Source organism: Hymenobacter lucidus, assembly GCF_020447265.1.
Lineage (GTDB): Bacteria > Bacteroidota > Bacteroidia > Cytophagales > Hymenobacteraceae > Hymenobacter > Hymenobacter lucidus.
The window spans coordinates 303,553-320,876 of record NZ_JAJADR010000002.1 but is presented as its reverse complement, the minus strand read 5'-3'; the positions used below and the strand labels follow the sequence as shown (position 1 = coordinate 320,876).

Genomic DNA, 17,324 nt, shown 5'->3' with positions numbered 1-17,324 from the left:
ATTTACCACCTTATTAATCCTTGTGAAATACCTTTTCCTGGCTTCCGCACTGCTGTGCCTGGCCGCCTGCCAAAGCAACTCCGGCACCGACGTAACCACTACCGAACCTGCCACGCCGGCCCAGAATACCACTGAGAAAACTCAGGCCGCATCAGCCACTGCCGAGACGGCCAACCCGGAGTACATCGAGGCGAACATGATTATCGTCAATGGGAAGGCGCGGGACGAGCTGAGCACCAAGCTGCTCACCAGCCAGCTGGGCCGCCCCGACAGCATTGCCAAGGGCGCAGTAGAGTGCGGCGGCGAGCTGGAAACCGCCGACAACAGCAACGGCGACTTCTGGTACTATGGCAACACCCGCTACGAGGTGGCCGGCAACCAGGCCATCCTCGCCAGCTTCGACGTGACGACGGGCAAATTCCAGGGAAAGGTGGGCCAGCTCGTGCTCAACCAAAACACCACCCTGGAGGACGTCCGCCGCTACTACCCGGTATCGGCCAAGGAAGCCGACGTGCCCTCTACCAGCCAGCCAGGGGAGGTAATGAATTTGCAGTACTCCTACAAAGGAGCCCCCACGGAAGGATCCTTAAGCCTGATATTCAAGAAGGGCAAGCTGCAGGAAGTGGAGTTTTTCTTCCCTTGCTAACTGCGTGCTTATCATCCCGGATAGAAGTACCTTCCGCCACGCCGACGTGGGCTACGAAAATACTCAACTTAATCTAGTCACTGGAATTGTATTATAAAGTACAAAATAGCTTTGTGATGTTGCGAAATAATGCGGCTATGGGTAACAAATACTGCTAATAATTTTGATAAACGCAAATGCAAGGCCTGCACATATTTCTTGATACTTCAGTATTGTATAAAGATCCTTTTTTCAAGGGAAGCTTTTCTAGTAACATTCTTTCTCTAGCAAGAATTAAGAGTTCTAAAATTTTCCTTTATATGTCAAGGATAGTTCTGGATGAGCTTATTAGGAATTATGAAAAAATAATTAAGGGTGAAAATGATAAATTAGAAAAGATATTATATGATGCAAAGAATTATAACTTCAGTATGTCATCTAATATTATTATTGATATAACTGTATCTGTTGAAGGCCTGAAAAGATTCTATCAAAACTTATACAATGAAGGTGTTTTAGAGATTTTGCATCATGATAACTCTCTGCTGCCTGAGATAGTTCGCAGAGCTGTGGGTAGGGTAAAGCCATTTGCTGATAACAAAAATGAATTAAAAGATGCATTAAATTGGCTTGTGTATTCTGCATTCGTGGAAGAATATGAGCTAAACAATTGTTACTTTATGACAGATAATGTGAATGATTTTTGTGATCTTGAAAAATTGAAAAAAGGAAATTGGGAAATTCATGCTGATCTGCTTTCTGATACGAAAAGACTTGAGATTTGCCGTTCTTTCAAAGAATTAGTTCAGAAAGATGAGTTGATGATAACCGAGCGTTCTTCTGTTTTTAAAAAATGGTTAAATTATCAAGACTTTGATAGTTGGTTTATTTTTGATATAATACAAAATTTGTTAGGTGAAGATATAAAGATAGAGGTAAAGAATAAATTTAAATACTACGACCTAAATTATATATTTGATCTTGATTATGATGCAAAAGGTTTTATTTCATTTGATGATAAATTTCACATGTATAATTTAATGGGCATTCAAGTTGATATTATGGACGAAGAGTGTGTGATTTCTGGGATTTTGAGTATATCATGTGATGCTGAGGGGTATGGATACTCCGCTGATAGTGAAATAGAGAATGAATATATGTTGATTGGTGAGAAGGAATTGAATATGAAGATAGGGTTTTCATTTAGCTATGATATAGATGAAAAGCCTTATAATTTTAGTGTTGATTCTATCGAGGTATTAAAATGATTTTAGTGAATGTTACACTTCCACTGCCTCACTAGTAGCCCTCACCAACGCCGCCCGAGGAAACTCCGGCGGCGTTGGTCGTTCTAAGAGGGACCAGCTATAACTACCGGACCCAGCCCCCCGAGAAACTTTGGATATCCCGCTACAACTGTCCCAGACCCTCCCAGAAACTTCTGATACCCTTCCAGACCTCTGGAACACCTCCTGAAGTTTCCCGAAATACCATCCAGAACTCTGGAAGACCGACCTAGAAACTCAGGGGCACCTTCCAGAACTCTGGAAACCCTACCTGGAAACTTAGAAGGCATCTACAGAACTCTGAAAGGCACACCGGGAAACCTGGGAGGCATTTACAGACTTCTGGAAGACAACCAGACGTTTATAGATAGGATTTGCAGAATATTCTGGGTAGCTAGGAGGATCTTTAACCTTCACTTTATTAGCCATCTATGTTAGCGTTTGACAGAATTTTTGATGACTGGTTTGCCGACGACGCCATCAGCTCCCAGGACCTGGAGGCGGGCACGCGGGACCACCTGGAGCGGCTGCGGCAGGACAACGACCAGGGCCGCTTCGACGCCTTGGTTACGGCCACCGAGGCCCGCTACGAGGCCTACTTCGGGCAGCGCAGCCAGGCGGGCACGGCCAGCAGCACGGGCAAAAGCAGCACCCTCACGCTGAGCACCGCCCGCGAGGCGATGGTGCAGTGGCTCGTGGGCTCCGGCCGCGACTACGTCGACTACAAGCTCAAGGACAAAGCCCAGCGCCTGCGCTTCTTCCCGAAGGGCGCCAACGAGTACCACCAGGCCGACCAGCCTGCCTGGCCCGGTCTGCTGGAGCGTTTCGATACGGCCCTGGCCGAAGTGGGGCAGGGGTTCGAGGCCGACTTTAAGACTACTTACACTCAGCACCGCGATGCGCTGCTGGCCGCCCTCACCACCCAAACCGGGCAGAAGAAGGCGCAGGCCGACGCCCGCGTGGGCTCCCGCGCCGAGCGCGACCTGCTCACCCGGCAGCTCTCGCGCAACGCCCGCCAGCTGGGCCTCACCTTCGACGAGCAGCCCGGGCAGGCCGCCACGTACTTCGAAAAGAAGTACTTCAACCAGCACCGCGCTGCTGCCCCCGCCACTGAAGCCAAGCCGGCCCCGCTGGGGCAAAACTAACCCGCCCGCCCTGGTGTCGCGCCTCATTCTATACCTAGTGCAGCTATCCGGCGCCCGGTTTCCCGTAGGGGAGGCCGGGCGTTTTTGTTGGGTGAACCACTGCCGCTTACCGAGCTGCTCTCCAGTTTGAAAAAGCAAAACCGCGCCACCGCTGTTTAACCACCTGCAACGGCACAGCGCCGGGGCACAAACTAACCTTACCCAACTATGAACATCGGAATCATCGGGGCCGGCCACATCGGCAGCGCCCTCGCCGTGCGGCTCACCAGCCTCGGCCATACCGTTTACATTGCCAACTCCCGCGGCCCCGAGACGCTGCAGGACCTGGCCCAGAAAACCGGCGCTACGCCCGTCACGGCCCAGGAAGCCGCCCAACGCGGCACCGACCTCCTCGTGGTGACCATCCCGCTGGAGAAAATCCCCGACCTACCGAAAGACTTGTTCGCAGGGGTAGCTCCCAAAGTGCCCATCATCGACACAAGCAACTACTACCCGCTGCTGCGCGACGGCCACATCCCCGAGCTGGAAACCGGCGACCTGACCGAAAGCGGCTGGGTGCAGCAGCACTTGGGCCGCCCCGTGGTGAAGGTGTTCAACAACATCTTCGCTGCCAACCTCCAGAACAACGGCCAGCCTGCCGGCACGCCCGGCCGCATTGCCCTGCCCGTGGCCTCCGACGATGCCGCGGCCAAGCAAAAAGTAATGGCCCTGGTGGAAGAGCTGGGCTTCGACGCCCTGGACGGCGGCACGATGCGCGAGTCGTGGCGGCAGCAGCCCGGCGGCCCCATTTACTGCAACGATTTGCCGGCCGACCAAGTGAAACAGCACCTGGCTAGCCTGGGCACCGAGCGCACGGAAGCCCAGCACGCCGAGTTCCTGGCCAACCAGGCCCAGCAGGAGCAGGCTCTGCAAGCCCAGGGCGTGAAGCTAAAATAGCCACAGGGCTGAAGTAGCTGCCGGCCAAATAACCGGCCAACCAGTATGTAGTGCAAAGCGCCGCCCCGGGAAACCGGGGCGGCGCTTTTCGTTTTACGCGGACAGAGTGACCTACTATTCCCAATCACCACTATTTTTAGCCCGCTACCATCAACTTCCATGCTATGAAACCCGAACTCCAGGACCTGCCCCTCGTCGACAACAGCGGCAGCCACCGCTTCGAGCTGACCGTGAACTACGCCACGGCCTTTATGGAATACGGCGACCGGGAAGGTGCCCTGGCCCTGTTTCACACCGAAGTGCCGGGGCAGCTGGAAGGGCAGGGGGTAGGCACGGCCCTGGTAGAAAAAGTGCTGGCCGAAGTAGAGCGGCGCGGGCAGCCGCTGATTCCGTTGTGCCCCTTCGTGACCAGCTACCTGAAGCGCCACTCGGAGTGGCAGCGGCTGGTGGCGCCGGCGTATCAGCGCTGGTTTCAGCCGGCCCCGTAGCAGGAGCGCGTGGCTTTTCCGGTCGCCTACAGTTTCTCGCCGCAGCGCCAGCAGTATTCGGCGTCGTTGCGGTGGTCCTGGGCCTGGCACACGTGGCACACTACCTGCTTGTAGGTAGGCCGGCCGGCGGCGGGCAGCGCCATCTGGGCCGATACGATGCCGGTGGGCACGGCAATGATGGCGTAGCCCATAATCATCAGCACCGAGGCCAGCGTCTGGCCCAGCACTGTGGCCGGGGAGATGTCGCCGTAGCCCACGGTGGTCATGGTTACGATGGCCCAGTAAATGCTTTTCGGGATGCTGGTGAAGCCATTCTGGCCGCCTTCCACTACGTACATCAGCGTGCCTACTACTACGGCCAGCGTGATGACGGAGCTTAGAAATACCAGAATCTTGAAGCGGCTGGCCTTGAGGGCGCTCAGGATAAACTCACCTTCGCCAATGAACTGCCCCAGCTTGAAGATGCGGAACACCCGCAGCAGCCGCAGCGTGCGAATAACGAGCAGGTAGCGGCTGCCGGCCAGCACCAGGGCCGCCAGCGTGGGCACGATGGCCAGAAAGTCGATGATGCCCAGCCAGCTCAGGGCGTAGTTCAGGGGCCGGCGCACCACCAGCAGGCGCATCAGGTATTCGAGCAGAAACAGGCCGGTAAAAAACCACTCTACCGCCCGCAGCCCCGGCCCGTAGCGGGCACTGATGCTGGTCACGCTTTCCAGCATGACGGCCAGCACGCTCAGCACAATGGCCACCAGCAGGGCAATATCGAAGAGCTGCCCGGCCCGGGTGTCCGACTCGAAGATGACGCGGTAAGCCTTTTGTTGCCAGGAAGAAGCGTTGGCGCGGGGGCGAATATCCATAGAGAAGCAGGGGCCGGTCGGGCTTTGCCGGGGCCGGTGGTGTAGGTCGGGCTTACGCAAACCAGCCGTTGCGAGATGAGCCTGCTTGAGGGGGCTGCCTGCCCAGCATGCACTGCCCGGCTGGCTGACGCCCTGGCAAGCCCGGCCGCTTTTGTGCTGGAATTGCTTATTTCGCAGCTGCCAGGCGGCATTGGCTGCCGGGCGAGTGCCACGCTCTATTGGTCTTCCTCCCATTGCTTTTCTCTGCCATGAAGCAGCTGTTTTCCGAACGCCTGGCCGCTGCCAGCCTACTGGTTATTTTCGTCCTGATCCTGCTCTTTCACGGCTTGGTTATCACGGGCGTCATTCCCTTCGGCGTCGTGTGGGGCGGGCGGCTGCAAACCCACGCGCAGATGCTGGCTTTCGAAACCGTATCCATAGCCCTGAACGCGCTGATGCTGGCAGTGGTAGCCGTGTGGGCGGGCTACTGGAAGGTGAGCGTCAGCTCCCGGGTACTGCGGGTAGCGCTCTGGCTGATGGTGGGCCTATTTGGGCTGAATACGGTGGGTAACCTATTCTCGACCAATGTCACGGAAAAGGCTGTCTTCACCCCGCTGACGCTGCTATTGGCGCTTTTGAGCCTGCGTCTGGCCCTTGGTGCCCGGCCCGCACCACCAGTTGCCCAGCCTTAAGTGTCCTTCACGGCTTACTGCTACACATATATACTGCGCGTGGGTCCGGGGCCGTTGAGGATTACCTCCCGGTGCTTGTTTGCCGCGGTTGGTTTGCCTATCTATCGTTGTACTGCTTAGTTACCCCGCCTGCCATGCTGAATAAACTACTTCTGGTGCTGGTCAGCTTGGCTACGGCCACCGCGGCTACTGCCCAAACTGACTGCGCCCGGCCGGTGGTGAAGCTGCTGAGCAAAAATGCGGAAATACCAGCTGCGGGCAGCGCCTTCGTGCCGCTCGTTACGTTGCGGGTAGCAGCGGCGGCGGGGTGTCCGGAGCAGCCCTACCGGTTCCGAAATGCCGAGCTGACGCTGATCCGACGCGGCCGCCCGGCCCTGCCTACACTGGTCGTGAGCCAGCCCAACGTAGACCTGCGGGCCTTGGCGAGCAGCATCCAGCCCGGTGACCAGATCTACGTGTTTATTGCCTACCAGAACTTGGCGGTGGTAGGTGCTGATGGCACCCCGCAGCCTTACGCGCCGCCCAAGCCCAGCTCCGGCGCGGTGGATATCCGCACCCCCGACTCGAAGGGCATCAGCTTTCGGTGGCAGCTGGCGCCGAAGTAGCGTACTGGATAGCGCCGTCCCGCTTTCATTCTGCCGCTGCTATCCTTCATACAGCCAACCATACAACCAGCCCGATGCCGACCAACATAGCCGACTTGAGCTGGGAAGTTCTTAAAAAGCACGTCTACCGCTCCGATGGCTCCTTGCCCGACGTCATCGTGCTGGATACGAACCGGGACGATTGGCGCCGCTGGGTTGATTTTGTGCAGGCCAATTACCCGGTCCGGTTTCTATATCGGGGTGATGAGGAGCCGTTGGAACAGGAAAAGATTGACCTGGCGGCCGTATTTACCTATTGGGACAATGACTTGCCGGGTAATGCCCCTTTTGCCTACGTAACCATTGGCCGTATCCAGTTCAACTGCTTTTTTCTCAGCGACGATACTATCGACTGCGACATTGACCCCCGGGAAATAAAGGAGCAGGACGACCATGCGCAGCTGCTGCATTTCCTGACCAGCGTGGCTGCGTTGTTGGGCAAGAAAATAGTGGTGGTAGAGGAAGGCGCGCAGTTTGTAGCCGGCAGCCCGCTCAATCGAGAGCCGCTGTTCACCGTCGACCAGTATGGAGCAACCGTTACCGTTAATGCCTGGTGACAAAAGGATGGCCATTAGCAGCCCGGTGGCTTTGAGATTCGGGTACAGAGTAGCTCACTTGCGGCTGTAGTCGTAATCGGGCGTACATCTTACTTTTCGGGCTTCCCCAGATTTCTCCCAAAGCCTATGTTCCCTACCTCGAGGCCGGTTGTGCTGCTGCCTTATCAGCCGGGCTGGGTGGCCGAGTACGAGGCTATGGCACAGCGCATCCGGGCGCTGGCGGGCCCGGCTGTGGTGCGCATCGACCATATCGGGTCCACGGCGGTGCCCGGCCTCAGCGCCAAGGACGTCATCGACCTGCAGCTGACCGTGGCTGACTTGGCCGCGGTGGCCGACCTCACGCAGCCGCTCTGGCAGGCTGGTTTCCGGCAGGCCGAGGCGTTTCAGTACGACGAGTTTCATTACCTGCCCGCTGCGGATGTGGAGCAGCGCAAGCTCTATATGCGCGAGCCGGCGGGGGAGCGGCGCACTCATATACACATCCGGGAGGCGGGGCGCTTCAATGCGCGCTACGCCCTGCTGTTCCGCGACTACCTGCGGGCCAATGACCGTGCCCGGGCTGAGTATGCGCTGGCCAAGCACCGCGCCGCCACCCTCTTCCCCAACAGCATCGACGGCTACCTGTTTCTGAAAGAGCCCGTGTTTCACCTCATCTATGAAGCGGCGAGTCTCTGGGCCGACAAAGTCGGCTGGCAGCTGCCAGCCGACTTCCAGTAGCTCCCTGAGTAGCTCCCTGAATGCTTCCGCCGCCATTGGCGGCAGCAAGTAAAGCGGGCTAGGCGTTGTCTTTGGCGGCCAGCACCTGCCGCACGGGCGTCCACTGGATGCCGTCGTAGCGCCCGTTGTCCAGCGGCTCGGTCAGCTTGGCCTGCCCGCTGAGCATGTTGTGCAGGTACTGCATGCCCTGCCAGGGCGGAAATACTTCGTTCTTGGCGGGCATCAGGGTGCGCGTCACCTTAATCATGGTGCCCAGAAAGCCCAGGCTACCCACCCGGAATAGCTTGAAATCCTGACCCGTAGCGGCCTGGGCGGCGGCCTGCAGGCCCCGAATGCTAGCTACTTCGCCGGCCACGCGCAGGTAGCGGGGCGTGGTAGCATCAAGAGCAGCGGCAGCGGTGTACTCGGCCGTGTTTACCATCGTGGTAAAGTCCAGAGGCTGGTCGGCGTCGCCCCAGTAAGCCACCCGCTTTGGCCCCTGCAGCACCACTGGAGCCTGGCCCTTGAGCAGTTCCGTAAACATGCCGTTGAGGATGGAAGTAGCCCGGATGGGGGCTTTATCGAGCCGGCGCTGAAACTCCCGGCGCAGGTCGAAGTTACGGTTGGAGCCTTCGGGCAGCCGGGTGAAGTCGGCCGAAAAGTCGGAAGGAATGAAGCGGGGCACGCCGGCCGCAATGGCCGCTTCGAGCAGCTGGGTCTGGGCATCCACAATCACCGGCCGCAGCCCCGACAGGGCCGATACCACGCAGCTGGCGCCGGCGCAGGCTTGGGTAAGGGCTGCCGCGTCGTTGTAATCTACGCTTACTACTTCCACGCCCTGCAGCCGCAGCGAGTCGGCCTCGGCGGTGGTGCTGGCGGCCGAACGCACCAGGGCCCGCACGGCCGCGCCACGCCGGCGCAGGTGGTGGGCAATGAGCAGGCCAAGGGCCCCGGTAGCGCCGGCCAGCACAATGGTGGCGGGTTCGGTAAGGCTGCCGGTGGGAGAAGTAGCGGTATTTTCTGCTGATTGGGGAATCATAAACCTGGCTTGGGTGGAATTCAGAAGGGGCTGGTGGGTGCTGGCACAAAAGCCGGCCGCGCCCGGCACTGACTAATCCGCGGCTAGCTCAAATGTTTCGCCGTCGGCCAAGTCGTAGCGGATCAGGCCGGCCTGCCGGTCCCAGTAGAAAGCCCGTACCGGCCCGGTGCCGTAGTGCGTGGCGTTTTGCCCGTCCTGAAAAAAATAGGCCCTTGGGTACACTTGGCCGGTGGTCGTCAGGGTGCAGGAGCGTTGCTGCAGCTTCGAGGTGGGCTGGCCTTCCTCGGCGGCTGTGCCGCACTCTACCCCCGCCATGCTGAAGGTAAGGTAGCCCGGCCGGTCGGGGTTGTTTTTGCGCATCGTCACCAGAAAATACGGGTTCCGGGCGTTGTACACGGTGGCAGACTGCAAGATAATCTGGGAGAAGATGGGCTGGTAATTGCCCGACTCCAGCCGGTTGCAGTCCGTATTCTCATGCCATTCTTTAGGCGGCAGCATCGTCAGGGTGTTGGTGCGGCCCCGGTTACTGCGAAAGGTGATTTTCTCGCCCGGCTGGTAGGCGGCCAGCCAAGCCCGCTCGGGCGGCGAGAGGATTATTTCCTGGCAGGGGCCACAGCCGGCCAGCAGCAGCGGTAGAAACGACAGAAGCTTTTTCATGCGGAGCGCCGGCAAAGGTTTGCTGTTCCTTTTGCCGAAGCCTTCATACGCAGCCCAACGGTGCCGGGTCGGAAAAGGGCCGTGCTCAGAAGGTTGTAGCCACACCTAACCAGCTGGGTTGACCATTCAGACCGCTACCGGCGCGCTAGGCACTTTTGTAGAAGCGGATCAGTTCCCGGACCTGATTGAGAAACTGGGCGTCTTCGGAGAGACGAGCAATGTCGGCGGCCGTCTGGCGGGCCAGGGCTTCGTGGTCGCGGCTGTTCTGGCGGGTCAGTTCCTCCTGGCGGCCATCGAGCCGGTCGAGCTGCAGGCGCAGGTGGGCCACCTCCTGGGTCTGGCTGTGGGCCCAGGAGGTAGGCTCACTCACGTCCAGCATAGTGCGCAGGTCGCGCAGCTTGGTTTCCGCATCCAGCATTCGGCTGCGCAGCTCCACCACGTCTTCCCGCGGATAGTGAATCTGGTGCGTCATGGCCTGCAGACGGCGGCTCAGGTGCTCGTAAGCCCGCTGGGCCGGCCTGGCAAAGGTGAGCAGCAGCGCGGCCACCGAGGCAGCGTAGCCCACCACTGTAAGCTGATAGTAAGCCAGCAGGTAGAGCGTGAGGGCCGTGAGCAGGTGCAACCCAATGGCCAGCCACAAAAAGCGCTGGGCCAGGCGCCGGGCAAAGGCCACGGTTTCCTCGCTCACCGCAATGCCATGCTCGCGCGACTGGCGGGCTTCTTCCAGCACATCCTTGGCCGCAAAGTGCGTGTTCCAGGGTAATACTACCACCGCGGCCAGCCACCAAAAGATACCAATGCCGATAATCCAGTCGACGAGCGTGCCCGTGGTGAGGTGAAGCAGGTGCAGGCCGGTGAAGATGAGTAAGACCAGCAGGGTAACGGCCGTCAGAGTCGCCAGAAAATTACGCATAACAACGGGATGGGGTCAGGCTGTGCCACGGCGCACAGCGCGGACAAATATACCCGTTGGATTATATAGCGCTTGGTTTAATTCGGCAGCGTTTTGTACCGCCGCCCGGCGCCAGGTCGCCGGGTTTCTACGGGTCCCGGGCAGCGCCGCCAGCACCGAATGGCCATCCGGCTGGCTTTGTATAAAAAACAATGGGCCGGCGGAAGCAAGTCCACCGGCCCCGTTGGGATTCATCACCAAGGCGTCAGTCCGGTTTCAGCGGTGGGCCGGTGTAGTGAATGTCGTGCTTGACGCCCAAAGCCTTGCGGGTGTCCATCGGTAGTTCGCCCGAGGTGCGGAAATACTCCTCCAGCGTGCCGGCCGGCTGGTGCATCACGATGAGGCGGGCCGTGCCTTCACTGGTTTTTACGAAGGCGTGCTGCATTCCCCGGGGCACCAGCAGTGAGTCGCCGGCCTGCAGGCGCATCATTTCTTCCCCCGCCTGAAACTTGAATTCGCCCTCTACCACGTAAAACCATTCCTCGCAATTCTTGTGGAAATGCAGGAAGGGCCCCACTTTCTCATGGCGGAGCGTGTCGAAAATCACGCAACGGCCCCCCGTATCCTGCCCCGAAACCTTAACGGTGAAGGTCGCATCCAGAAACCGGAAGGGCTTGTTGGAGCGGTCCTGCTTGCTGCGCACCAGCACGGCTTTGCCGGTTAGCTCATCGGCCGCAGCGGGCTCCAGTGGGCCGGCCCACCAAGGCAGGGCGTAGGCCGCGGGGGCCAGCAGGGGCAGGTGAAGGAAGGCGCGTCGTTGCATAGTGAAGTCATATAGTGTATTATAAATATATAAACTAAGTAGCTGATAAAAGCGTGTTTGCTTTGTTTGGGCAGCGCATCCTCCGTTGGACCAACCAGACAGCGTCCGACTTGCCTTAGCCGGGGGCGCCGGCGCGGTTGTCATCGTTGTCGAGTAGTATCCGCGTGCGGGGCAGGCTGGCCGGGTAGTGCTGCTGCAGAAACGTGACCAGCTGCTCGCGCACGGCGCAGCGCAGCTCCCATACCGAGCCCGCGTCGGCGGCGCTGACCAGGGCCCGCAGCTCCAGAGTGCGTTCCTTGGCATCGGTTACGTGCAGCACGCACACGCGCTTATCCCAGAGCGGGTGGGCCTCCAGAATGCGCCGCAGCTCGGTGCGCACGGCTTCCACGGGCACGGTGTAGTCGGTTTGCAGAAACACAGTGCCAGTGAGGCGGGCACTGGTGCGGGTCCAGTTCTGGAAGGGCTTTTCGATGAAATAATTGAGCGGCAGTACCAACCGCCTTTCGTCCCAGATGCTGAGTACGACGTAGGTAAAGGTGATTTCCTCGACCCGGCCCCACTCGCCCTCCACCACCAGCACGTCGTCGATGCGGATGGGCTGGGTGAAGGCAATCTGGAAGCCGGCCAGCAGGTTGCTGATAGAGCGCTGGGCGGCAAAGCCTACAATGACGCTGGCAATACCGGCCGAGGTGAGCAGGCCCGTGCCCAGGCGCCGCACTGTTTCGAAGCTCATCAGCACCAGGCCCACCGCCACGAACAAAATCAGGCTGACGGCCAGCTTCTTGACGAACTGGAGCTGGGTGAAGAGCTTGCGCACCCGCAGGTTGTTGTCGGAGCCCAGCTGGTAGCGCCGCAGTACCAGGTCCTGGAGCACGTCCACGGTTTTGACCAAGCCCCAGGCAAAGGTGAGCACCAGGGCAATTTCGACCACGCGGCGTAGCACCTCAAATGGCTTGGGCGGCAGCGGCACCAGCGGCAGCAGCAGCGACACGGCCAGCACCGGAAAAAACCAGGCGCTGGCCTGGCTCAGGTGCTCGTTTACGGAACGGGCCAGCGTCGAGTCTTCGCGCCGACCAAAGGCCCGCAGCACGCCAAAAACCACGTATTTCAGCACCAGGCCGAGAATCAGCCCGCCCAGCAGAATACCCAGGGCAGCGAAAATCTCAGGAAAATGGGAGAGTAGGTGAGTGACTTGTTGCTGCATGATAGGAGCGGGGCCGGCGTGGTAGGTGCGGCCCGGGTGAGAGGTGTACCCATGCCGGCGGCGAAAGGTTAGCTACAGGTCGGCCCCACCGGTCCAGCTTGTATTCCGGGCGCTGAATGGGTACATTAATTCTGGCGGCTCTCGGTACCACCTGCCGGCCGGCTGTTGGAAGCAGGAAATTCCGTTGTGAACTATGCACCATATCGTCTATCAAAGCACGGCCGTGGGCGTGCCCACTACCGCCGATTTGCGGGTGCTGCTGCGGCAGTCGCGCACCAAAAACTACCGGCTTTCCATTACCGGGCTGCTCCTCTACGGCAATGGTAGCTTCATGCAGGTGCTGGAAGGCGAGGCTGCTACCGTGCAACAGGTGTACGCCACCATCCAGCACGACTACCGCCACACGCGCGTCACCACGCTGGCCGACGGGCCGGTGGCGGGCCGGGTCTTTGCCGACTGGTCGATGGGGTTTCAGATGCTGTCGGAGCAAGATTTCGTGCGCCTCACGGGCTACATCGACCCGTACCGCACCAATTTTCTGGATGCCCAGCGTCCCGCCATCGACGAGGAAATGCTGTTTCTGCTCAAGTCTTTCGTGGTGAATGACGGCTACCAGCTTTGAGCCGGGTGGGAGCATAGCCTGGGCTGTTTGGGCCGCAAAGGCCGGGCTCAGGCAGTGGCGTTCCAATGGTAAATACCGCCTGGCCTTTGCCTCCGATGCTGACTTCCGGCGCTGGCTTGCGTATCGGTAGCATGAACTATTGGCTGCTACTACTTATTCCGCTGGCGCTGGCTGGCTTTATCGGCTTCTGGTGCCTGGTCGTGAAGCTGGTTGCACTGATGGGCTGGCAGAAGCTGGCCAACCATTTTCAGACCGCTAGCCGGCCGCCGGGTTCCTGGTTTGGGTTGGGACAAGCCTATATCGGGTCGATGAAGTACCAGAGCGTACTCGAAGCGGCGGCCACGCCGGCGGGACTGGCTCTGGCCTCGGGCTTCCCATTTGGCACTGGGCACCCGCCGCTGCTCATTCCGTGGGACGCGCTGGAGCCGGTAGAGGGCGAAAAAATGCTGTGGCTGACCTCCTATACCACCCACATCCGCACTGGCGACTCGGGTACCACCCGGTTCAGCTTCACCAGCCCCGAGCTGGCCGCCGCCATCCGGCCCTGGCTGCCGGTGGCCGAGCCGCGCTAAGGACTGGTTTCAGTAGCAATGACGGGGCCGCAACTAGCTGGGCCCGGACTGGATGACTGCGCTAAATGCGTTATTTTGACTGCTCCCAACGCCTTTCTTGCCATGAGCCCCACCGCCAGCCGCCCCGCGTCCCGCCACCTGCTGCGGGCCATAGCCACTACCGCCCTGGTAGCCGGCACGCTCGATATTGTGGCCGCCTGCACCCAGTTTGCGCTGACGACCGGCAAGAGTCCGGTCATTGTGCTGCAGTTTGTCGCCAGCGGCGTGTTTGGCAAAGCGGCCTTCACGGGCGGACCGGCAATGGCGGTGTGGGGTCTGCTGCTGCATTTTCTCATTGCTACCATCTTCACCGTGGCCTATTTCTGGCTCTATCCGCGCCTGCCGTGGCTGGGCCGGCACCCGGTAGCGGCCGGGCTGGGCTACGGCGTAGTTGTGTGGCTGATAATGAACCGAATGGTCGTACCCTTGTCCGGCGTGGCACCCCAGCCCTTCATACCGCTCAAAGCGCTGATGGCGGCTGCCATTCTGATGCTGTGCATCGGCCTGCCCATTGCCCTGCTTACGGCCCGCTACTACAACTCCCGCCGCTGAAATTTGGCTGCTATTTGCTCGTAATGAAATACGCCTTCGTCCTGTTTACTAGCTTATTAGCTGGTAGTTGCTCGCCCGGCTACCAGCATTCGATGCCTCTTGCGCCTACTGCTGCCCCGGCCGCTATTCGTATCGAGGCGCTCAGTTTGTTTGACACCACCCGCCGCCGGCCGGTGCCAGTGCTGCTCTACGGGCCCGTGACTGGCCGGCGGCGGCTGGCCCTGCTCAGCCACGGCTACGGCGGCCACAACTCAGATTACTCCTTTCTGGCCCGCCAGTTGGGGGCTCACGGCTATCTGGTGGCTAGTATTCAGCACGAGCTGCCCACCGACGAGCCCATTGCCACCGCCGGCAACCTGCGCGAAACCCGCCGGCCCAACTGGGCGCGAGGCGTGCAGAATATGCTCTTTGTGCGCCAGCAGTTGCAGCAACTCTATCCCCGGCTCGATACCGGCCACTTGCTGTTGCTGGGCCATTCCAACGGCGGCGACATGGCCGTACTCTTTGCCCACGAACACCCGGCACTGGTCGATAAGCTCATCTCGCTCGACCACCGCCGCATGCCGCTGCCGCGCGTCCGGCAGCCGCGCATCCTCACCATCCGCTCCAGCGACCAGCTCGCCGACCCAGGCGTACTGCCTGGGCCGGAAGAGCAGAAAGGTTTGGGAATAAGCATCGTGCAGCTGCCTGCTACCCTCCACAACGATATGTGGGATGGGGCCACCAAGGCGCAGCAGCAGGAAATAACCGCGGCAATTGCGGCCTTCCTGCGCCGCTGAGCGGCCTGGCTAGTTGGTTGATAATAGTAAATACTCCGGCCAACCCTACTGTTGAGTTACCCGTTTCAGCCTCATATTTTTCTCCTCCCTATGAAGCTGTTCTCACCCTTGCTGCTCTCCGGAGCGCTGCTGCTCACTGCTGCTCCCGCCGCCACCGCCCAGCAAGCTCCCAACTCGCCTTACCGCACCCGCTTTGCCGTCGATGGTCCCATTACTATGGGCCTGGGTGCTCTCAGCGGAGTAGGGCTGTACCTGGTGCAGCAAAAGAACGGACCTACGGAAGCCGAGCTGGCGGCTCTCAACAAGAATGATGTGCCCAAATTCGACCGGTTCGTGGCCGGCAACTACAGTGAGCGGGCCCAGCTGGCCGGCGACCTGATGTGCTATGGCTCCCTGGCGGCGGCTCCCGGCCTGCTGGCCCTGAACCCCAACGCCCGGGGCCGCTACGGGCAGGTGCTGGGTCTGTACCTCGAAACGATGGCTACCACCGCCGCCGTCTTCACCATGACGGTGGGCACCGTGCACCGGCTGCGGCCTTTTACCTACGGCCCCGGCGGCTCACCCTCGGAGCGTAGCAGCAAGATTGCCACCAACTCCTTCTTTGCCGGCCACACAGCCCACACGGCTACCGCCACGTTTTTCGCCGCCAAGGTATTTCACGATTTCAACCCCGACTCGCGCGCCGAGCCCTTCGTATGGGGCGCGGCGGCTGTGCTGCCCGCCGCTGTGGCCTATTCGCGGATGAAAGCCGGCAAGCACTTCCTCTCCGACAACCTCGTAGGCTACGCTCTAGGGGCTACTGTGGGTGTGGTCGTGCCGCAGCTGCACAAGTCGGGCCGCCGCACAGGCTATTCCTTCTCGCCGCTGCAGGGAGTGAATGTGAATGGCTATTCCTACGGCGGATTGCTTATAACCAAGCAGTTGTAGTATAAGCCGGGCGCTGGCCTGCTAAGCGGGTGGCGCAAAAGGCCGGTGAAAAAAGCCGGGCAACTATCCGTGCTTTTATCAACCTTGGCAGCTGATTCAATCCGCTGCTTATGCCCCTGGTTTCTCCGTTGCCGGCCCGCGTGGCGGCTGCCCGCGTACCCGCTATCGACCTGGTGCGGGGCCTGGTCATGGTTATCATGGCCCTCGACCACGTGCGCGAATTCTGGAGTCCGACGCCCGTGCGGCCCGAGGATATAGCGCAGACTTCGATACTGCTGTTCTTCTCGCGCTGGATTACCCATTTCTGCGCCCCAACCTTTGTGTTGCTGGCCGGAGTCAGTATTTTTCTCTACCAGCAGAAGCAGCCCAACCGGCGGCGTGTCAGCTGGTTTCTGCTCACGCGCGGTCTGTGGCTGGTGGCCCTGGAGCTGCTCGTCATCAGTCCCATACTGCAGTGGAGCTACCAAATGATTCTGCTGCAGGTAATCTGGGCCGTGGGCTGGGGCATGGTACTGCTGGCCGGGCTGCTGTGGCTGCCGCGCTGGCTGCTGGGCGTGCTGGCCTTTGGTATGCTGGCCGGCCAGCACCTGCTGCTGCCCGGCTTCGAAACCACTACCCCGGCTACCGTAGCGCTGGGGCTTTTCTACCACACCCCTTTTCTGATTCCACCCAGCGGCTTACCGGCTTTTCTGATGGCCTATACCATCGGGCCCTGGGCGGCGGTGCTGGCGGCCGGTTACTGGCTGGGGCCCTGGTTTTTGCTGCCGCCTCCCGAGCGTACGCGCCGCCTGCGCCTGGCCGGAGTGGGCTTGCTGCTGGGGTTTGTGGTGCTGCGCGCTACCAACTGGTACGGCGACCCGGCCCCCTGGAGCCCACAGGTACGCGGACTGGCCTACAGTGTATTATCGTTTTTGAACGTGGCGAAATATCCACCGTCGTTACTGTTTCTGAGCCTCACACTGGGTACGGCCCTGCTGCTGCTCAGCAGCCCGCTGGGGGCGGCGCAAAACCGGTTGAGCGAGGTGCTGCGCACGTTTGGCCGGGTGCCGTTCTTCTACTACCTGCTCCACTTGCTGCTCATCAGTGCCAGCGCCTTGCTGTGGACATACTGGCAGTTTGGGCAGCCGGTGAATCTGGGTTTTCTCAACCCTAAAGAATGGCCCGCCGCTTACCAGCCGAGCCTGTTGCGAGCCTATGTTGTCTGGCTGCTGGTGGTGGTAGCCTTATATTGGCCCTGCCGCTGGTACCAGCGCTTCAAGCAGCGCCATGCCTACTGGTGGCTGTCGTATCTGTAACCCGCGGGTGAGGCGCTG

General features: G+C 59.9%; 21 protein-coding genes. 15 read left to right on the top strand and 6 right to left on the bottom strand.

The window, feature by feature from the left end:
* Positions 1–22 precede the first annotated feature (22 nt).
* The 5 genes from LGH74_RS08085 (at position 23) to LGH74_RS08065 (ending at position 4,480) form a co-directional block, all read left to right on the top strand.
* A complete protein-coding gene (locus LGH74_RS08085; RefSeq protein ID WP_226174367.1) occupies positions 23–646 on the top strand; it encodes a hypothetical protein in 624 nt (207 codons plus the stop codon).
* Positions 647–822: 176 nt separating this feature from the next.
* Positions 823–1,893: a PIN domain-containing protein gene (locus LGH74_RS08080; RefSeq protein WP_226174365.1), complete on the top strand. Its 1,071-nt coding sequence runs from the start codon at positions 823–825 to the stop codon at positions 1,891–1,893.
* Between the two features lie 449 nt (positions 1,894–2,342).
* The gene (locus LGH74_RS08075) at positions 2,343–3,056 is read left to right on the top strand and encodes a hypothetical protein (protein ID WP_226174363.1); all 714 of its coding nucleotides are present in this window, start codon (positions 2,343–2,345) and stop codon (positions 3,054–3,056) included.
* A 207-nt stretch (positions 3,057–3,263) separates the two neighbouring features.
* On the top strand, positions 3,264–3,992 hold the full coding sequence (locus LGH74_RS08070; protein WP_226174361.1) for an NADPH-dependent F420 reductase: 729 nt from the start codon (positions 3,264–3,266) through the stop codon (positions 3,990–3,992).
* 164 nt (positions 3,993–4,156) lie between these two features.
* Entirely contained in the window at positions 4,157–4,480 is a 324-nt protein-coding gene (locus LGH74_RS08065; protein ID WP_226174359.1) for a GNAT family N-acetyltransferase, read from the top strand.
* A 26-nt stretch (positions 4,481–4,506) separates the two neighbouring features.
* Here LGH74_RS08065 and LGH74_RS08060 read toward each other — a convergent pair whose 3' ends face one another.
* Positions 4,507–5,337, bottom strand: a complete 831-nt coding sequence (locus tag LGH74_RS08060; protein WP_226174357.1) for an ion transporter — start codon at positions 5,335–5,337, stop codon at positions 4,507–4,509.
* A gap of 248 nt (positions 5,338–5,585) precedes the next feature.
* Between LGH74_RS08060 and LGH74_RS08055 the strand changes: the two genes are divergently transcribed.
* The 4 genes from LGH74_RS08055 (at position 5,586) to LGH74_RS08040 (ending at position 7,926) form a co-directional block, all read left to right on the top strand.
* Entirely contained in the window at positions 5,586–6,008 is a 423-nt protein-coding gene (locus tag LGH74_RS08055) for a hypothetical protein (protein ID WP_226174355.1), read from the top strand.
* Between the two features lie 134 nt (positions 6,009–6,142).
* Positions 6,143–6,613: a hypothetical protein gene (locus LGH74_RS08050; protein WP_226174354.1), complete on the top strand. Its 471-nt coding sequence runs from the start codon at positions 6,143–6,145 to the stop codon at positions 6,611–6,613.
* Between the two features lie 74 nt (positions 6,614–6,687).
* Complete coding sequence (locus tag LGH74_RS08045; protein WP_226174352.1) at positions 6,688–7,209, top strand: hypothetical protein; 522 nt, start codon at positions 6,688–6,690, stop codon at positions 7,207–7,209.
* 126 nt (positions 7,210–7,335) lie between these two features.
* On the top strand, positions 7,336–7,926 hold the full coding sequence (locus LGH74_RS08040) for a GrpB family protein (RefSeq protein ID WP_226174350.1): 591 nt from the start codon (positions 7,336–7,338) through the stop codon (positions 7,924–7,926).
* Between the two features lie 58 nt (positions 7,927–7,984).
* On the opposite strand, the gene LGH74_RS08035 is transcribed toward LGH74_RS08040, so the two are convergent.
* From LGH74_RS08035 to LGH74_RS08015, 5 genes are all read right to left on the bottom strand, one after another.
* Positions 7,985–8,944 carry an NmrA family NAD(P)-binding protein gene (locus tag LGH74_RS08035; RefSeq protein WP_226174348.1) on the bottom strand — a complete coding sequence of 320 codons (960 nt, stop codon included), beginning with the start codon at positions 8,942–8,944 and terminating at the stop codon, positions 7,985–7,987.
* Between the two features lie 72 nt (positions 8,945–9,016).
* On the bottom strand, positions 9,017–9,601 hold the full coding sequence (locus LGH74_RS08030) for a hypothetical protein (RefSeq protein ID WP_226174346.1): 585 nt from the start codon (positions 9,599–9,601) through the stop codon (positions 9,017–9,019).
* Between the two features lie 145 nt (positions 9,602–9,746).
* On the bottom strand, positions 9,747–10,514 hold the full coding sequence (locus LGH74_RS08025) for a hypothetical protein (protein WP_226174344.1): 768 nt from the start codon (positions 10,512–10,514) through the stop codon (positions 9,747–9,749).
* 244 nt (positions 10,515–10,758) lie between these two features.
* Positions 10,759–11,316 (bottom strand): cupin domain-containing protein, encoded by a 558-nt coding sequence (locus LGH74_RS08020; RefSeq protein WP_226174342.1) that lies wholly within the window; start codon positions 11,314–11,316, stop codon positions 10,759–10,761.
* 115 nt (positions 11,317–11,431) lie between these two features.
* Positions 11,432–12,520 (bottom strand): mechanosensitive ion channel family protein, encoded by a 1,089-nt coding sequence (locus tag LGH74_RS08015; RefSeq protein ID WP_226174340.1) that lies wholly within the window; start codon positions 12,518–12,520, stop codon positions 11,432–11,434.
* 193 nt (positions 12,521–12,713) lie between these two features.
* On the opposite strand from LGH74_RS08015, the gene LGH74_RS08010 reads away from it, so the two are divergent.
* The 6 genes from LGH74_RS08010 (at position 12,714) to LGH74_RS07985 (ending at position 17,306) form a co-directional block, all read left to right on the top strand.
* Entirely contained in the window at positions 12,714–13,142 is a 429-nt protein-coding gene (locus LGH74_RS08010; protein ID WP_226174332.1) for a BLUF domain-containing protein, read from the top strand.
* 95 nt (positions 13,143–13,237) lie between these two features.
* Positions 13,238–13,714, top strand: a complete 477-nt coding sequence (locus tag LGH74_RS08005; protein WP_226174330.1) for a hypothetical protein — start codon at positions 13,238–13,240, stop codon at positions 13,712–13,714.
* 102 nt (positions 13,715–13,816) lie between these two features.
* Positions 13,817–14,305, top strand: a complete 489-nt coding sequence (locus tag LGH74_RS08000; RefSeq protein WP_226174328.1) for a DUF1440 domain-containing protein — start codon at positions 13,817–13,819, stop codon at positions 14,303–14,305.
* Between the two features lie 23 nt (positions 14,306–14,328).
* A complete protein-coding gene (locus LGH74_RS07995) occupies positions 14,329–15,084 on the top strand; it encodes a serine aminopeptidase domain-containing protein (protein WP_226174326.1) in 756 nt (251 codons plus the stop codon).
* A 90-nt stretch (positions 15,085–15,174) separates the two neighbouring features.
* Complete coding sequence (locus LGH74_RS07990) at positions 15,175–16,011, top strand: phosphatase PAP2 family protein (protein WP_226174324.1); 837 nt, start codon at positions 15,175–15,177, stop codon at positions 16,009–16,011.
* Between the two features lie 110 nt (positions 16,012–16,121).
* The gene (locus tag LGH74_RS07985) at positions 16,122–17,306 is read left to right on the top strand and encodes an acetyltransferase domain-containing protein (protein WP_226174322.1); all 1,185 of its coding nucleotides are present in this window, start codon (positions 16,122–16,124) and stop codon (positions 17,304–17,306) included.
* Positions 17,307–17,324 lie beyond the last annotated feature (18 nt).

Coding starts and splice junctions, on each gene's coding strand:
- LGH74_RS08035 (WP_226174348.1), bottom strand. CDS start 8,944: ATGATTCCCCAATCAGCAGAAAATACCGCTACTTCTCCCACCGGCAGC.
- LGH74_RS07995 (WP_226174326.1), top strand. CDS start 14,329: ATGAAATACGCCTTCGTCCTGTTTACTAGCTTATTAGCTGGTAGTTGC.
- LGH74_RS08040 (WP_226174350.1), top strand. CDS start 7,336: ATGTTCCCTACCTCGAGGCCGGTTGTGCTGCTGCCTTATCAGCCGGGC.
- LGH74_RS07990 (WP_226174324.1), top strand. CDS start 15,175: ATGAAGCTGTTCTCACCCTTGCTGCTCTCCGGAGCGCTGCTGCTCACT.
- LGH74_RS08060 (WP_226174357.1), bottom strand. CDS start 5,337: ATGGATATTCGCCCCCGCGCCAACGCTTCTTCCTGGCAACAAAAGGCT.
- LGH74_RS08065 (WP_226174359.1), top strand. CDS start 4,157: ATGAAACCCGAACTCCAGGACCTGCCCCTCGTCGACAACAGCGGCAGC.
- LGH74_RS08080 (WP_226174365.1), top strand. CDS start 823: ATGCAAGGCCTGCACATATTTCTTGATACTTCAGTATTGTATAAAGAT.
- LGH74_RS08055 (WP_226174355.1), top strand. CDS start 5,586: ATGAAGCAGCTGTTTTCCGAACGCCTGGCCGCTGCCAGCCTACTGGTT.
- LGH74_RS08075 (WP_226174363.1), top strand. CDS start 2,343: ATGTTAGCGTTTGACAGAATTTTTGATGACTGGTTTGCCGACGACGCC.
- LGH74_RS08050 (WP_226174354.1), top strand. CDS start 6,143: ATGCTGAATAAACTACTTCTGGTGCTGGTCAGCTTGGCTACGGCCACC.
- LGH74_RS08000 (WP_226174328.1), top strand. CDS start 13,817: ATGAGCCCCACCGCCAGCCGCCCCGCGTCCCGCCACCTGCTGCGGGCC.
- LGH74_RS08070 (WP_226174361.1), top strand. CDS start 3,264: ATGAACATCGGAATCATCGGGGCCGGCCACATCGGCAGCGCCCTCGCC.
- LGH74_RS07985 (WP_226174322.1), top strand. CDS start 16,122: ATGCCCCTGGTTTCTCCGTTGCCGGCCCGCGTGGCGGCTGCCCGCGTA.
- LGH74_RS08015 (WP_226174340.1), bottom strand. CDS start 12,520: ATGCAGCAACAAGTCACTCACCTACTCTCCCATTTTCCTGAGATTTTC.
- LGH74_RS08020 (WP_226174342.1), bottom strand. CDS start 11,316: ATGCAACGACGCGCCTTCCTTCACCTGCCCCTGCTGGCCCCCGCGGCC.
- LGH74_RS08025 (WP_226174344.1), bottom strand. CDS start 10,514: ATGCGTAATTTTCTGGCGACTCTGACGGCCGTTACCCTGCTGGTCTTA.
- LGH74_RS08045 (WP_226174352.1), top strand. CDS start 6,688: ATGCCGACCAACATAGCCGACTTGAGCTGGGAAGTTCTTAAAAAGCAC.
- LGH74_RS08010 (WP_226174332.1), top strand. CDS start 12,714: ATGCACCATATCGTCTATCAAAGCACGGCCGTGGGCGTGCCCACTACC.
- LGH74_RS08005 (WP_226174330.1), top strand. CDS start 13,238: ATGCTGACTTCCGGCGCTGGCTTGCGTATCGGTAGCATGAACTATTGG.
- LGH74_RS08030 (WP_226174346.1), bottom strand. CDS start 9,601: ATGAAAAAGCTTCTGTCGTTTCTACCGCTGCTGCTGGCCGGCTGTGGC.